General features: G+C 59.2%; 9 protein-coding genes and 1 pseudogene. 3 read left to right on the forward strand and 7 right to left on the reverse strand.

Going from position 1 to position 15685, the window contains the following annotated elements; all coding sequences use genetic code 11:
• Positions 1–7: 7 nt before the first annotated feature.
• The 3 genes from AAF358_03360 to AAF358_03370 all read right to left on the reverse strand — a co-directional run bounded on the left by AAF358_03360 (position 8) and on the right by AAF358_03370 (position 3109).
• Positions 8–1018, reverse strand: coding sequence for a M56 family metallopeptidase (locus AAF358_03360; GenBank protein MEM7704562.1), 1011 nt, complete (start codon positions 1016–1018; stop codon positions 8–10).
• The gene (locus AAF358_03365) at positions 1008–1388 is read right to left on the reverse strand and encodes a BlaI/MecI/CopY family transcriptional regulator (protein MEM7704563.1); all 381 of its coding nucleotides are present in this window, start codon (positions 1386–1388) and stop codon (positions 1008–1010) included. Before AAF358_03365 ends, AAF358_03360 begins: the two co-directional genes overlap by 11 nt.
• Positions 1389–1453: 65 nt before the next feature.
• The gene (locus AAF358_03370; protein MEM7704564.1) at positions 1454–3109 is read right to left on the reverse strand and encodes a serine hydrolase domain-containing protein; all 1656 of its coding nucleotides are present in this window, start codon (positions 3107–3109) and stop codon (positions 1454–1456) included.
• A gap of 219 nt (positions 3110–3328) precedes the next feature.
• On the opposite strand from AAF358_03370, the gene AAF358_03375 reads away from it, so the two are divergent.
• Complete coding sequence (locus tag AAF358_03375) at positions 3329–5464, forward strand: S9 family peptidase (GenBank protein ID MEM7704565.1); 2136 nt, start codon at positions 3329–3331, stop codon at positions 5462–5464.
• A gap of 106 nt (positions 5465–5570) precedes the next feature.
• Here the strand turns inward: AAF358_03375 and AAF358_03380 are convergent, their stop codons facing one another.
• Positions 5571–6779, reverse strand: a complete 1209-nt coding sequence (locus AAF358_03380) for an MFS transporter (protein MEM7704566.1) — start codon at positions 6777–6779, stop codon at positions 5571–5573.
• 215 nt (positions 6780–6994) lie between these two features.
• Positions 6995–7102: a DUF418 domain-containing protein gene (locus AAF358_03385; GenBank protein ID MEM7704567.1), complete on the reverse strand. Its 108-nt coding sequence runs from the start codon at positions 7100–7102 to the stop codon at positions 6995–6997.
• A gap of 455 nt (positions 7103–7557) precedes the next feature.
• Here AAF358_03385 and AAF358_03390 point away from each other — a divergent pair, with 455 nt between their 5' ends.
• Together AAF358_03390 and AAF358_03395 are read left to right on the forward strand one after the other, a co-directional pair.
• On the forward strand, positions 7558–11613 hold the full coding sequence (locus tag AAF358_03390; protein MEM7704568.1) for a C13 family peptidase: 4056 nt from the start codon (positions 7558–7560) through the stop codon (positions 11611–11613).
• Between the two features lie 172 nt (positions 11614–11785).
• Positions 11786–14305 carry a hypothetical protein gene (locus AAF358_03395; protein ID MEM7704569.1) on the forward strand — a complete coding sequence of 840 codons (2520 nt, stop codon included), beginning with the start codon at positions 11786–11788 and terminating at the stop codon, positions 14303–14305.
• Positions 14306–14348: 43 nt separating this feature from the next.
• Here the strand turns inward: AAF358_03395 and AAF358_03400 are convergent.
• A pseudogene (locus tag AAF358_03400) lies at positions 14349–14474 on the reverse strand (PIG-L domain-containing protein).
• Positions 14475–14493: 19 nt separating this feature from the next.
• Complete coding sequence (locus AAF358_03405) at positions 14494–15504, reverse strand: GGDEF domain-containing protein (protein MEM7704570.1); 1011 nt, start codon at positions 15502–15504, stop codon at positions 14494–14496.
• Positions 15505–15685: the final 181 nt, after the last annotated feature.

The following is a 15685-nucleotide window of genomic DNA, read 5'->3' on the forward strand; positions in this document are numbered from 1 at the left end:
CGGTTGCCTAACCGCCGCAGGTGCCGGGTATGGGCCCAGGAAAGGTCAGCGGAGAGACTAAAGTGAGGTCGACGGCTGAAGAGTCCACGCCCACTATCAGAGTACCAACGAGCAAGACCGCGGCCACAAGACCCCCGCGGGCATCCCTCAGGTAGCTGCGACGGTGCCGAACAAGGGCTCGCGTGCGCTGCGTGACCGCCGGCTCGGTGCTGACGAAAGCTACGGAAAGTGCCTCTCGGCCGCCAGCCGCTCCGACGAGCGCCGCCGCGTACCGGCGCAGTTTCGCTGGGCTTTCATCCTCCAGCACCACTCGATCACAAGCCATCTCCTGGTCGTCTCGAAACCGGCGCTCGGCCCAGGTCAGCAGGGGGTTGAACCAAAAGACACAGCGGATGATCGCAACGATCAGGTTTGCCCAAAGGTCTCGTCGGCGAAAATGCACCAACTCATGGCGAATCACCAGCTCAGGCTCTCGGCTGGACTCAAAAAAACTTGCAGGCAACACCAGTAGCGGCTTGACGACGCCCAACAGCACGGGGCTTTTCACGGCCTCCGAAAGCCGGCAATCGATCATCGGGAAGACCTGCATGCGATCGAAGAATCGGCCTAGCAGCTTCCGCTGCTGCATAGAAGGCGGCCGGCTTGAGTCAACCAGTCGCCGACGAAACTGTACCTGTGCAACGACGAGACGCGTGCCCAGCACCAGCATACCGACTATCCAAATACCAAGGAGCATTCCGGCCAGGACCGCAGGAATTGCCGGCAGCCACTCCAGCCAGCTGCCCGTCCCGGCGGCCAGAGTTACGCCCAAACTTTGCGCAACCGCAGCCGGTATAGCGCTGAGCTCGGCCGGCAGCAGCGCCATCATCAGCCGCACTGCGGGGAGAGCCCAGATCAGGTAGGCCCAACGAACGTTAGAAAACCGCGCAATCGGCTCTCGAAGCACGAGAACCAGCAGCACCAACAGACTTAGCTCTACGGTTACTTCAAACAACGCGATCAGCGTTTCAGTCATCATCGGGAAGCTCCTTGAGGATTGATCTGAGTTCCTTCAGGTCCTCTTTCGAAAGACCCTGCTCCTCAACAAAATGTGCGACAAGCGGCGCAACCCGACCACCAAAAAGGCGGTCGACGACTTGCATGGCTGCGGCTTGCGAGTAATCGGCGCGCTCAACCTGCGGGAAATATTGGCGTCCCGACCGGTGCGGCGTGAATCCCACGGCATTCTTGCTGACCAGCCGGCTGATTAACGTGTTGACCGTCTTGCGATGCCAGCCGGTCTTTGTGCTAAGCCGCGCATCAATGTCTGCCGCAGTCAGAGGCGATTCGTCCCAAAGCACATTCATAATGTGCATCTCGGCGTCGCTGATGTTGATTGGCTTTGTCATAGATTACAGATGTAGTCTAATGGACTACATCTGTAATCACAAGCATTGAATGACGTCGCGGCTTGTTAGGCCTTGGTGAAGGCGGCCCGGTTCTCGCCTTTGGAGTTAGTCACATGAAACCCGATGACCTGCCCCGCCTGGTCGCGGGCAAATTTGACGCTTCTTACCACCCCATCTCCCATGAAGAGATCCTTCTCGACGGCGATTAGCTTGAAATTGCCGTGGCGGATACTGTTGGCGAACAGCCCCTGCTCTTCCAACACAAAACTCAGCATCAACTCCAGCTCCACGCTGTAGTAAACGCCTTCATATTCCGCGTAGCTCGCAACCTCTTCTCGGTCGTTCAGGACGATCTTTGGCGCCAGAATGTTGTTGTACTCGACAGCGGAGGCAACACCGTCGGCGCCCTGCTGAAAAGTCATGGTTCTATTGCCGTACGCCCGAATAAGGAAAGTGTTGTCTCCGATAGGCGTCATAGGAAATGTCCCTTCGCCATTTGCCTTGGTGAATAGCTGATTGCCGCTTCGGGTAATTGTGACTACCCAGGCTTTGCCCAATTGGTAGACGCCGATGAAATTGTCCAGCTGTTCGTTGGACAGCTGAACCACCTTTTCTGAGATCGGCGACACCTCGCTACGGTCCTCGTCAGACTTGTCCTCTGGGAGCAATGTATCGATATATTTCTTGATGATCGCGCCCGTATTGGTCCTGAAGTTGTGTGCCACAAACAGGGAAGTCTTTAGGTCCGGTAAAAGCACCATGTGGGACGTTTGTGATGCCCAGCTGCCGGAGTGATTGATGTAGCGGACTCCTCGATATTCCTCGATGTCTATGCCGTAGGCGTAGGTGTTCTCTCCACCGTCGTTTAAGGGTGTTGTCGTCATCATTCGATTCACAACAGCTTGTTTTTCCGGCGGCGGCGACATGAGGAAGTTCATCCACTTTCTCATGTCAGCGCCGTTGGAAATGAGGCTGCTGGAACCGAGGGCGGTCGTGTTGTTGGTATCTCTGACCTGAGTACCTTCATCGTTGAGAAAGTAAGCGCCGGCGAAATTGGGAATCAGCCGGGTTTGATCATCGTTGAAAAACGTATTTGCCATCCCGAGGGGTTCAAACACGTTCTCCCGAGTCCAATCAACAAACGAGTCACCGGTCACCTTCTCCACAATAGCCGCTAACAGAACGTAGCCCGTATTGGAGTATTGGTAGCGAGTGCCAGGAACAAAATCGAGCTCGGTTTGGGCATATGCCATTCGGATGATCTGGTCGTAGGCGATACGGTCGCTGGACGGCCACTTCATTTGCCACAAGAGGCTGGTCCAGTTTTTGATACCGCTCGTGTGATGAACGAGATGGCCGACCGTGATGGTATGGCCGTAGGTCGGGAAGTCAGGCAAATACTCACGAATATCCGCGTCGCTGGACAGCGCTCCGGCTTCCTCAAGCTCTGCGATCGCATAGCCGGTGACCGTTTTGGCAATCGACGCCAGATCGAACACCGTGTCCTCATTGACAGGCACCTGGTGTTCAGCGTTCGCGACGCCGTTGACGCTCGTGTACACCTCCTTTGAGTCCTGAACGATGGTGATGTACGAGCCAAACGCCGAATAATCCTCTCGCCGTTCGTAAATCTCTTTCGATACTGCCGCAAATTTCTCCACCGACGTTTCGCTGAGCGACTGCCCACAGAAAAGGAGAAGAAATGGTAAGAGGACTCTCATAGTCGATCCTTCGAATGATTGATATGTCTTCGACGACGTTTTGTGCCCTTTGGTTGTGATGATCCTCGATTTGCGACCTAGAGCCCATCGCTGTCCACTGTCTGGCAACCGCAACCCACTGCGTTGAGTGGTGTCCGACGCGGCAGGTACTCAGCGTGCTCTCCGCTCCCTGCCGCTGATCGTTTATGCTGTTGGGCCCTGCTCTCTTAGGACCAACCCATGCGCCGCACCTGCCGTTCGCTTTTTCTCGCCCTGACCGTCGCTACAACCGCCTTTGCGCAGGAAAACCCCGAGCGGCGCGCGATCGCTCACGAAGACGTTTGGCTTATGAAACGCATCGGCTCGCCGGCAGTCTCGCCGGATGGACGCCACGCGATCGTCTCAGTCGCTGAACCCGCTTACGAAAAAGAAGACGAGGTCTCCGACCTTTGGCTGGTTGCTGTCGACGGCAAGACACCGCCTCGACGGCTCACGTCGACCGCGGGGGGCGAAGGGGGCGTGCACTGGTCGCCTGACGGAACCCAAATTGCGTTCGCCGCCAAGCGCAGCACCGCAGAGGACGCCAAGTCGCAGATCTTTGTCCTGCCGATGGATGGTCCGGGGGAGGCCGTGGCAATTACCGACCTGTCCACCGGAGCCTCAAACCCGAAATGGAGTCCGGACGGTTCGCGCATCGTCTTTGAGAGCCGCGTTTATCCCGAAGCCATTGACGATGACGCCAACCAGGCCGAAAAGAAAAGCCGGGATGAGCGCGGCATCAACGTGTCGCGCTACGAAATCTTCCCGATTAGGTACTGGGATCATTGGCGCAATGACCTTCAGACTCGCCTGTTTGTGCAGGACGCAGAAGCGGGAAAGCCTGCGAAGGACCTGCTGGTTGGGACAAAGCTGGTCTCGAGCCCCGGATTTGCGGGTGTGTCCTCGTTGTCAGGCGATAGGCTGCACGCCGCCTGGACGCCGGACGGCGAGGCGCTGATTATCTCTGCCACGGAGGAGCTGCACGAAGCGGCTCATGATGCGGTTCGCTATGGACTCTATCGAGTGCCGGTGGAGGGTGGCGAGCCAGCACCCATCACCGCCGGCGTCGACTACAGCTGTGTCGGGGCAAAGTTCTCCCGCGACGGGAAACACCTCTACTGCAGCTGGAGCCCCATCAACGACCACGTTTACAACCACTCGGAAGTCGCTCGGGCCAGGTGGGAGGGCGACAACCTGCAAGGCGCACTTGAGGTGCTCACAGAGGACTTCGATCGCTCGGTCAGCGGCTTTGAGCTATCGGCCAATGGAAAAACCCTTTACCTAAATGCCCACGACCGCGGACGCACGCGCCTTTTTGCGCTGCCAGCCAAAGGCGGGGCCGTGCGCCCGCTTGATGACCAATCTTCCGGCGTCTACGGCACCCCGATGCCCGCCGGCGATCGACTGGTGGCGGCCTGGCAGAGCTCTGCAACGCCTGCTGAGATTGTCCGGGTAAATCCGAGGAACGGAGAGCATGTCGCGCTCACGGAGTTTAACGCCGCGAAAGCCGCTGAGCTCGACCGCCCGGCTTTCCGAGAGTTTTGGTTCGAAAGCTCAAAGGGCCGGTATATCCACAACTGGCTAGCACTCCCGCCTGGCTTCAGCGAAAGCGAGCAGTACCCACTGGTGCTGTTTATTCACGGCGGGCCCTTCTCGTCGTCACTGGACTCAGATCACGTCCGCTGGAGCCCTCACCTGCTGGCGTCTGCCGGGTACGTGGTGCTGCTGACCGACTACACCGGCTCGGTTGGGTACGGGCGCGAGTTTTCGCGGAACATCGAAGGTGATCCGCTGGCCACACCGGGTGAGGAGTTGATCGAGGCCGCCGACGAGGCCACCCGCCTCTTTAGCTTTATCGATCCCGATCGCCAGGCGGCCGCCGGCGCGAGCTACGGCGGGCATTTGGTGAACTGGCTGCTTGCCACCACCGACCGCTTCGATGCCCTGGTTGGCCATGCCGGGCTCGTCGATCTGGAAGGCCAGTATTCGAGCAGCGACGGTGTCTACCACCGCGAGCGGATGAACGGCGGACCGCCCTGGGGTGACAGCGAGGTCTGGAAAGCCCAAAGCCCATCAACGTACGCCAATCAATTCAAAACGCCGACGATGCTCACCATCGGCGAGAAGGACTTCCGGGTTCCGGTCAACCAAACCATTGCAGCCTGGACCTACCTGCAACGAATGCAGGTGCCCTCAAGGCTGCTGGTTTTTCATGATGCCAATCACTGGATCATGAAGGGCAAGGAAGCGAAATACTTCTGGGACGAGGTTCACCTGTGGCTGGCTGAACACCTCATGCCTGTCGACGGGGAGACCTACTCGGGGAATACCCGGTAGGTCTAAGCCACCGGAGACCGAAACTGGGAACATAGCTGGAACATAGCTGGTTGGGGCTTCTGGCTGCGTCGGTTCTACGGCCGGAGAGCAAGCGCTGCCTAATTCGTCATTTTTCGGAGTCTGCAACAGCAGCGTCAGTTAATCGCTGCAGCCGCCGCAGCGTCGGGGCCAGCAGGTATCCACCGATGACCACACCCGTCGCCATCACCCCGCCGAGAAAAACGGTCGTGACGGGACCGAGGACCGTCGCCACCGTCCCTGCCCGGAAGTCTCCCATGTCGTTTGATGTAGCGATGAACAGCGAGTTCACCGAGTTGACCCGTCCCCGGAGCTCATCTGGCGTCGCGAGCTGGATGATGGTCAGCCGCACATTGACGCTGACCATATCGGTAGCGCCATAGATAAAGAGCGCCAGGAGACTCAGCCAAAGATTGGTTGAAAGAGCAAATACGATAGTCGAGAGAGAAAACATCGCCAAAGCGGCAAACAGCCAGGTCCCGGCTGGACGAACGGGCGGCATGCGAGTGAGCACTACACCGGCGACCACCGCTCCCGCTGCCGGCATGGCGCGCATCAGGCCGAGGGTTTCGGGCCCGGCGTTCAGGACGTCCACCGCAAACACGGGCAGGAGCGCCACCACGCTGCTGACAAGTACGATCAGCAAATCTAGCGAAATTGCCGGCAGCACCAGTGGGTTGCGCCAAACATAGCCAACGCCCGCCAGGAGTTGCGCCAGCCCGCGACCGCTGGGCCGGCGAACGGTCAGTGCCGGCAGCAGGAGATTCAGCAGTACGGCAGCAAAAGTCGCCGCTGCCAAGAGCTGATAAATGTCGGTGTCGATCCAAGCGACCAGCACGCCCGCAGCAAACGGGCCTACTGTGTCGCCCGCTGTCCTTACCGTGCTGCTGACGGCGACCGCTCGGGAGAGATAATCCGCGGGAACCAGACCCGGAAGAATGGATTGAGAGGCGGGCATCTGAAATGCCCTGGCGACACCGTTCAGGAACAGCAGCCCAAAAACCATCTGCGGGTTAAAGTCAGAAGATCCCAGGCTCAGCGCCAGACCGGCCAACACCAGCGTTTGCAGCGAGACGCACGCCACCAGGATGTACTTTCGCTGCAGCCGGTCGACCACCCATCCCGAGACAACAAACAGACCCGCGATCGGCATGATCTGCATCAGCCCCACCAAGGCTAAATCGAAGGGGTCACCAGTCGCCTGATAGATATGCCAACCGACCGAAACCGACAGCATCGTCGACGCCAGGCCGGTGAGCACCTGAGCCAGCAGGTACGTGAGGAAAGACTTGTTCAATGGAGATTTACGCCGACGGTGACCTTGCAGACAGATAACCGGCGGTGAGAAGTTCCTGGTCGGGATCGATCATCCGAAACGAGAGCATAACGTACCTGACGTGTGAGCAACCAGCACTCGGATCAGGGTTTCCATCGCTTCAACGTGGGGCCACCCCCGGAAATCGCTGTGGTGCCTGAATCGGCGTCTATCTTGGATCGTAGTCTCGTTGGCGGCTAGCCTCCGCGACGCAGGGGTTGCCATTTGACGTAAGTGAGCGAGCGCCAAAGCCATTCCAACGGCCCAAAGCGGACTCGCGCCAGGCCGGCACCGTAAACTGGAATCTTCTCGGCCTGATGAAAGCCAAGTCACGCTCGCTCACGAAGCTGGATGGGTGGACCTGGATTGGGGTTTTCCAGCAATGTTCCCAGAGATGGCCCCAGGTTTTCACTTTTTTCGTAGGTGAATTACAGGGAAAGCCAGCTTGCACCCGACGAACGAAAACAACAGAAGAACGCTGCCAGGCCGTTCCAGAACGAGCGTCTGATTGGCATCTGCTTAGGATCAAACGCGGCAAGGGAATGCGCTGGCTGCTAAAAGCACAAGGAACGGGGTCATTATCAAATCAAAAGTTTGCGGCGCAGTACTTCTGCTCCTGGCATCTCCACATCTTTGGGGCGGGGTCAGCCTGCCGGAGTTCGATCTGCTCTGGCCTTCGCAGCCGCGTCCCTATTTTTTCCAGACGGTCTTCGCGACTGGGCCCAGCGCCATTGCCGTCGACGACAAGGGGTTCGTTTATGTGGCCGACCAGATCGCCGCGCAGATTCAGAAATACTCCGCCGACGGTGTGCTGGTAAGCACCATTGGCGGCGGTCTCGTGGACAGGCCGCATGGCGTGGGTGTCGACAGCCAGGGCAATATCATTGTTGCGGACCGCAATGGTGGCGAAGTCTTCAAGTTCGATGCGGCCGGAAATCTGGTAGCCCAGTGGGGCGGTCATGGCAGCGAAGATGGGCAGTTCACGCTGAGATTTGGGCCGTTCCAGATCGCGATCGACGACGCCGACAACTATTACATCCTCGATCCGCCGGGTTTTCGTGCCGTCAAATTCGATTCCGATGGAAACTTTATTGCCAATATCGGCAGTGAGGGAACCGGTCCCGGCCAATTTGACGGAGGTGGCCCGTTAGGCATCACGGTCGTAGGCGACGAGCTGTTTATGGTTCAGTTCGGTCGCGACCAAATTGAGGTCTTCGATCTGGACGGCAACTTCGTGCGCCAAATCGCTGATTCTTCCGGCGGCCTCAACAGCCTCACACTCATGGAAGGCCTTGGGCGTGATCCGCAGGGAAATCTGCTTGTGTCCTACAACGGCCGCGTCACCAAAATCGACCTCATCGGCAACGAGCTGTTCTCCTTTGGTACTCGCGATACGGACGCGTCAGTTGGACCAGGCGAAATGGCAGCGGCACGCCAGGCTGCAGCTGGCCCAGACGGCACCATGTACGTCGTTGATCTCTACGGGGTTGTGCGCTGGGGACCGAGCGGTGAGTATTTGGCACGGTGGGGCAGCGCCGGCGAAAGGCCTGGGCAGTTTGCGTCACCTGACAGTATCGCGATCAGCGGGCTCGGGGAGCTTTATATCGCCGAACAAGCAAACCGCAGGGTCCAGGTTTTCGACGAGGACGGCATTTTCCTCAGGTCTTTTCAACCGCTGAGACCCGCAGACACGTTTCCGGGTATCTTTGGCGCCATGGCCGTTGCCTCAGACGGCAGCGCAGTCATCCTGTTCTCAGGCGTCAACGATGACGCTGTTGTTCGGCGTTTCAGCAGCACGGGCCAGTTTTTGAATCAATGGGGAATAGAGCCCTCTGACCTGACTGGGGTAGGCGCCAACGGCATTTTCGAAAATGCTTCATCCCTGGCCATCGACACCAACGATCTGGTCTATATCGGGGACGAGCAGGACAACCGAATTCAGGTGTTCCAACTCGACGGCACCTTCGTCCGCACAATTGGCTCTGGCAGCGGCACGGAAGACGGGCAGTTCAGGTCGATTGATTCGGTGGCCGTCGCGCCGGACGGAACCATCTTGGCGGCCGATAGTGATCGCATCCAGCGCTTCAACAGCGACGGCCAGTTACTAGCCCGTTATGACAAAACCTTCCAAAACGCTTTTGGTATGGCAGTGGACGCTGCGGGCCGCATCTATGTCGGTGATGCGTTTATCGAGGTCTACGATTCCGACGGCACCCTGCTGGGCAACATGGCATCAGAAGGCGTGTTGCCGGGGCAGGTCAACACTGCCCGAAGCATTGCTGTTGGGCCGAATCAGCGAGTTTATGCACTCGAGCGCAGCAACAACCGGGTGCAGCGCTTCCGGCCGGCCGCGGCACCCGGCAACACCAAAGCGATTGTGGTGACCGGCGGCGGCCCTTATCCCGGTAACGCGCTGTGGGACGCAACGCAGGTCAACGCCAATTTTGTCTTTCGCACTCTGGTGGCCCAGGGGTTTGAGAAAGACACCATCCAGTACCTTTCCGCCGACACCGACCTTGATCTGGACCAGAATGGATTGTTCGACGATGTGGATGCCGATGCCACCAACGCGGCCTTTGAGTCGGCGCTGACGGGAGACTTTGCCTCGGACGCTGACAACCTGTTGATCTACATGGTGGATCACGGCGGGGTGGACACGTTTCGTATGAGCGGCAGTGAGGTCCTCCGCTCAGAAACCCTGGACGACTGGATTTCGACCTGGCAGGCCGGCCATCCTGGAGGCGAGGTCACCATTGTTTATGACGCCTGTGAGTCCGGCAGCTTCATGGACGAGCTGTCCGGCCTAGATCGGCTGGTTATCACCAGCTCCAGCCCCGGCGAAAGCGCCTATTTTGTCTCCGGCGGGACGATGTCGTTTTCGAATCTTTTCTGGACGCAGGTTTTTAACGGCGAAGACGTCGGCGAGGCATTTTCCATTGCGCGCGACGGCACCGTGAACTCCTTCCCCACTCAGAATGCGCTCCTGGATGCGAACGGCAATGGCGTGACCAACGAAACCGGTGACTTCCAGCTGGCGGCAGGCCGCATTATCGGGCGCGGCACCCTCAGCGGTCTCGACCGCCCGGTGCTGGGCGTCGTCAGCGCACCGCCGTTCATTGGATCAGGCAGTACCGCTGCGATTACGGTCAGCAACGTTTTCGACAGCAACGGCATTGCGCGCGTTTGGGTGGTGGTTCGACCTCCGGGCTTTCAGCCGGGTTCGTCTGACAATCCGATCGCTGAGCTGCCAATCTTAGAAATGGAGCCGGTGGACGACGTCGGAACCTATGGCGTCACCTCGTCGATCTTCACCAGCGCGGGCACCTACGATATTTCCGTTTTCGCCGAGGACAACGACGGCAACGTCGGTGTACCCCAGCTGGCTGCCATCACGGTGAACGACCCTACGCGGCGCCGCGCAGTGGTTGTCGTCGGCACCCAGCAGGATGGCTCACGAGATCGGTCGTTTGAACGCAGCGGAAGCCTCGCTAGCGCCGCGCTGCAACAGCAGGGCTACGGGCCCGACAGGATCAGCTGCCAGTCATCAGCCTGCGACGATATTCAGTTTCTTTCGTCAGTCACCTCTTTCGGCACCGACGGTCTGGCGACCCTTTCAGGATTGGAAGACGCGCTGACGGTTTGGGGTACCGACGATGTTTCGGACCTGACGCTATACCTGGTGGGAACCCAGGCTGCAGGCGAGTTTGTGCTCAACGAAACGGAAAGCCTGACCGTCGCTACGCTGGAGGGATGGCTCGATCAGGTGCAGGCAGCCAACGACGGCCAGCTAACGATCATTTATGACGGCGACGGTGCCGGCGCGTACCTGCCGACTCTCGCCAGCAACACCAGCAACCCAAGAATTGTGCTCACCAGTGCAGACGCAGACGAGCAGGCGGTGTTCCGTCGAAGCGGCCGGCTGTCGTATTCGCAGTTCTTCTGGCGATCGATCCTGAACGGCGCACCCGTGCGGACAGCCCACTTACTAGCACGCCGGGCCATCCAGTTTTCAGCGGGCTCGGTTACGCCGCTTATCGAAGATCAGGGCAACTCGGTTCCGAACGAAATCTTCGACGGCATTGTCGCCAGGTTTTATTCCGTCGGCCGCGGCATCCTGCTCGCCGGCGACGAGCCGGTTGTTGGCAGTATTTCGTTGCCCAATCAGGCTGTCGCCGATTTCGAATCGATCACGGCAAGCGGCGTCACCTCAACCGGCACAATCGAAGAAGTGTTTGCCGTTATTACCCGGCCCGATGGCCAGACCATCGTTGAATCCCTCTCCGAGCAGGCGCCGGACTATGAGGTCAGCAGCGTCGGGCTGTGCGCCGGCAGCGGCACCTACGAAGTATCGGTCTACGCGGCTGATACCGACGGTGCGGTTTCCCAGCCTGTCTCCGCCGTTTTAACCCGAGCCGCGCCCTGCGCCGATACCAGTTTCGACCTGGCGGTCACCTCGGTGGAGGCGCCCCGCTTTGTTCCGTTGTCAGATGGATCCACATCCATCACCATCAACGCGACCAATATCGGCCCTGCCACCGTCGCTTCCGCCGTTGTCACGGCCTACGTTTCGAACAATGGTGTCATCGACGCAAGCGACACGGCGGTCGGTATGGTTACGCTTAGCGACGTTTTCTCGCTGAAAGAAAACCTGACCGATTTTGAGGTTCCCCTGCCGTTAAGTGAGTCGACAGTCTATGTCGGCGCCTGCGTCAGCGTGGTTGACGGTGAAGCCAACGCCGGCAATAACTGTTCGACAGGCCGCGCCGTTCGCGTGGTAAGCGAGGATTTCATCTTCGGTACGGGTTTCGAAGATTAGCGTTACAACGCGCACCTAGTTTTCATCCAACCCCGTAACGCGATCCAAACGTCAGAGCGCTGCGCCGCCTGGCGGTGCACTTTTCGCTGCAATAGCGACGCATCAAGCTCTTGGTTGACGTTTTCCACCCTGGTCTGCGTAGAACTAGCTAGGTACAGACCAAGGACTCCCCATGCGATTCTTCTTTTTCCTCGTCTGGCTGGCTGCATATGGAGAGGCTGGCGCGGACTCTAAGGGCCTGGTGATCTTGAATCCGATCGCCGGCATCAACGGCGGCGCCTGTGTCTACACCTCGGTGGCTCAAGCCGTGGCGGACGCCGCGAACGGCGATACGATCATCATCGAAGCCGGTCAGCACGCGGGCCTGATCGGGGAGATCGATAAGGACCTGACCTTTGTACCCGGGCGCCCCGGGCCACCCGGCGCCACCGGGTGCGAACTGGAAAATGTTGGGGCCGACTTTTCCACCGTAAGGCTGAGCGGCGATGGCGCAAGCGACGACCCGGTCGGCGGCTTGGTCGAGGTGCTGGATGGCGCCCGGGTTACCTTCCGGAATCTCTCACTGCAGTCGGCCACAGCGACCAACGGGGGAATCCTGGCTGTCACCAGCGGCGCCCAGGTGGTGCTGGACGGCGTGCAGGTATTCGACGGCACAGCGACCCTCAGCGGCGGTTTGGTTTACGTGGCCGGTGGTGCGGCGCAGTCCAGACTCCAGATCCGCGGAAACAGCAATCTTGCCGGCGGCAGCGTCACGCCGGGCGACGGTGGAGGCATTGCACTGTTCGACGCCAGCCTCAGAGTGGAAGACTCAACCATCGGACTGCTGGGAATGTCGTTGTCCAGCAGCAGCAACAGCGCCGAGCCGTTTGGCGGTAGCCCGGCGGGAGGTAACCAGGCGGCTGGCGATGGCGGCGGTATCTATGCAAGCGGGTCGACGCTGAGCTTTTTGGCCGGTAGCCGCTTCACGGAGAACCAAGCCGGCAATGACGGCGGGGGGATCTTTGCAATCAATTCCACAATCTCCGGTGTTGAAAGCACCGTTCGCGGCAATACCGCAGCCAACCGCGGTGGCGGGCTGGCGCTCCGCGGCGGCTCAGCGGTGTTTACCGACAGCCTCTACCTCGAAAACGCTACGACCGAATCAGGATTTGGCTTCGGTGGCGGTGGCCTATTCGGAGCCGATGATGCCGAGCTTCAGCTTACAAGCGTCACGCTGGAACAGAACACCAGCGAAGCTCAGGGTGGCGCGATCTGGCTTTCCGAGGCGCAGCTGACCAGCAACGTGAGTAACTTCACCGGCAACAACGCTCCGTTTGGCGGAGCAATCGCCGCCGCGACCGGAGCAATGACCATCGAGGGCGGAATGTTTAGCAGCAACGTCGCTCTCGGCTTCGGTGGGGCCATCGCCAGCACGGGATCGACCATAGCGGTCGGGGGAGCAGCCACCTTTGCCATGAATTCAGCAGCGGACGGCGGAGCGATTTACCAAAACACCACCGATGGGTCTGATCAACTGACCATCGACGAAGCCGTGTTTGTTGATAACGAAGCTTCAAATCCCGTTGGCCTCACCGGTCGAGGCGGCGCCATCTTTTCAGGGCCTGGAACGGTGGAAATCCATCGATCGCAGTTCGAATCGAACACGGCCGCCGACGCTGGCGGCGCCGTGTTCCTGCGAGACTCGAACCAAAGCGGCCTAGCGGCGACAATCACCAACTCGGCGTTCGAGTTGAACCGAGCCTCAGACGGTGCCATGACAGGCACCGGGGGCGGGATTGCGGCGTCTGACGTAAGTTCGCTGGTGATTGCCGATACACGGTTTGTCTTCAACCAGACCGGTCTGGCCGGAGGCGCGCTCTGGATGGAGAACGTGCCAGCGGGTCTGCTGACCAACGTTCGCTTTGAAACCAACGTAGCGCCCCGTGGCGCCGCCATCTACAGCCGCGACAGCAGCTACACGGTGGCCACGCAGTTTTCCACCTGCGACCCGTTTGTGCTGGCAGCCAACGAGTACTGCTCTTTGTTTATCACCAACAACGCCCTTGAGTCTGGTGGCGGAATCTTTATTGACGATGTTGCAAACACGAGCACCATCAGCCTGGACCGCGTGGCGATGATCCGCAACAACTCCAACAGCTCCAGCGCCAGCGTTGGTACCGCCATCGACGGACAAAGCATGGTGCCATCCTTAGTCACCCTGCAAAACGTGCTGGTGGCGGACAACGGCGCTGACAACACCCAGGACTCGGCCATTTCGGTGAGCAACAGCCAGCGGCTCCACCTGCGACACGTAACGATGGCCGGAAACGTGGCGAGACCGCTCTGGGCCATAGACCCTCAGGTGGAGGTGGAGATCACCGAGTCGATCATTTACGTGAATGGCCAGGGACCGCGAATCTCAAATGACGTTGCCTCGTTTGTCCGTAGCTGCAACAACTCGCAGACGCCCGATTCCGGCGGCCAGTCGATGGGCGGCAATCTGGGAAACCCCAACTTTACGATCACCGCACGGGGTAACTACCGACTCTCAGCCGCGTCGGTGAGCGCAGACCAGTGCGCCATCTCCAGCCCGCGAGACCTTGATGGGCTGTTTCGCGCCGGGCCAGATCTAGCCGACCAGGGTGCCTTCGAGCGGGATGGTCAGACGATGGGGCCCGATCCGCTTTTCTCGGACGGTTTTGAAATCCCATAGGTAAGTCTGACAGGAAAAGGCCCACCGAAATCCGGTGCCTCTGCTACAACTCGTCGACCGTCAGTGTAAACATGGACTGGAATCCCTCTGCGTATTCGTACTTGCTACCTCCGGCCTGGCCACCGGAGTTGCGCCGAAAAGGGTTGGCCCGGTTTTCGGCGACAGGTCTTGCACAGCGTGCCCAAACTTCAGTTTGGATTTGCAGAGGCGCCTGAATCCGACAGATTTCTCGCTCGGCGTTTCGCTTGATACATCGCATTGTCCGCGCGGTCGATGAAGGAATCGACGTCATCGCCCGGTCTAGCCAACGTGCCTCCGACCGATGCCGAGAGCGGCGTTGCGTTTTCCGTTTTGTCCGCAAGAGCGCTCTCAATTGACCCGATCGTCTCTTGAAGCAGCGCCTGATCAGCGTTGTTCATCACAAGCAGGAACTCATCTCCGCCCCAGCGAATGGCCATATCGCCAGGCCGGGCAATCAGTTTCAACACGTTGGCCAGGGTCCGCAGCGCATGGTCACCTGCTTCATGGCCGTGGAGGTCGTTAATGGGCTTGAGGTTGTCCAGATCGACAAACAGCGCGCCAAGCGTCTCAGTGCCCATCGCCTGATCGACAAGCTCGCGTCCAGCGCGGCGTTGATAGAGTCCCGTCAGACCGTCATAGCGCGCCTCTGTGCGGTATTTGATCAACTGTGCCCACAGGTCAGCGATGAACGTGGCGATGCCGGTGGTCGCGAGAATCAGCGGACCAAACGCGAGAAAGAGGTCGATGCCGCGAGGGGTGATGAGCTGGTCGATATTCGCCAGCAGATAGATGGCTGGCGGCATCGCCAGCGGAATGAACAGTCGAAAATTGAGGCGCGTTGCCTTGTCAGGCGGTAGAAACAGGAAGACGCTGAGAGCCGTCAACGCCAGCATGCCGGTCACTGGTGGCATCCCCTCAATCAAGGGCGGACCATCGAATAACACGGCCTGGACCAGGGGAATATAGACGCCGATAACGAGGCTTGAGATCAGAACAATCAACGAGATCCGCGCCACAGGACGCAACAGCGACGAATTGAAGTAAATCATCAGCGCGGTGACGCAGAAGTACGTCCCAACCAACGGAGGGAGGATCAAGTGGATAGCCGGCTCGTCAGGCCTCGCGTAGTGGTAGACCGTTGCGCAAGCAAAGCCGGCGGTTGCGCATAGATGAAGCATAATCATTACGCCGCGACGCGGCGCAAAATCATTGTCTGGGTACATGGGCCTGCTCACGATTTTGGATACGGCGATCGATTTTGGTTGCTAGTCTGTTCATGGCGACAGGCGCCCCTATGAGAGTTAGGCACAAGACAGGGCTTGAGTATGCGGAGCCCCTCATTGGCTTTACGTGAAAATT

The organism is Pseudomonadota bacterium (assembly GCA_039033415.1).
Taxonomy (GTDB): domain Bacteria; phylum Pseudomonadota; class Gammaproteobacteria; order Xanthomonadales; family SZUA-38; genus JANQOZ01.

What these genes read in the sequence shown, in the direction of transcription:
- AAF358_03365 (MEM7704563.1), bottom strand. Translation starts at nt 1,388, where the DNA reads ATGACAAAGCCAATCAACATCAGCGACGCCGAGATGCACATTATGAAT.
- AAF358_03395 (MEM7704569.1), top strand. Translation starts at nt 11,786, where the DNA reads ATGCGATTCTTCTTTTTCCTCGTCTGGCTGGCTGCATATGGAGAGGCT.
- AAF358_03375 (MEM7704565.1), top strand. Translation starts at nt 3,329, where the DNA reads ATGCGCCGCACCTGCCGTTCGCTTTTTCTCGCCCTGACCGTCGCTACA.
- AAF358_03360 (MEM7704562.1), bottom strand. Translation starts at nt 1,018, where the DNA reads ATGATGACTGAAACGCTGATCGCGTTGTTTGAAGTAACCGTAGAGCTA.
- AAF358_03370 (MEM7704564.1), bottom strand. Translation starts at nt 3,109, where the DNA reads ATGAGAGTCCTCTTACCATTTCTTCTCCTTTTCTGTGGGCAGTCGCTC.
- AAF358_03405 (MEM7704570.1), bottom strand. Translation starts at nt 15,504, where the DNA reads ATGCTTCATCTATGCGCAACCGCCGGCTTTGCTTGCGCAACGGTCTAC.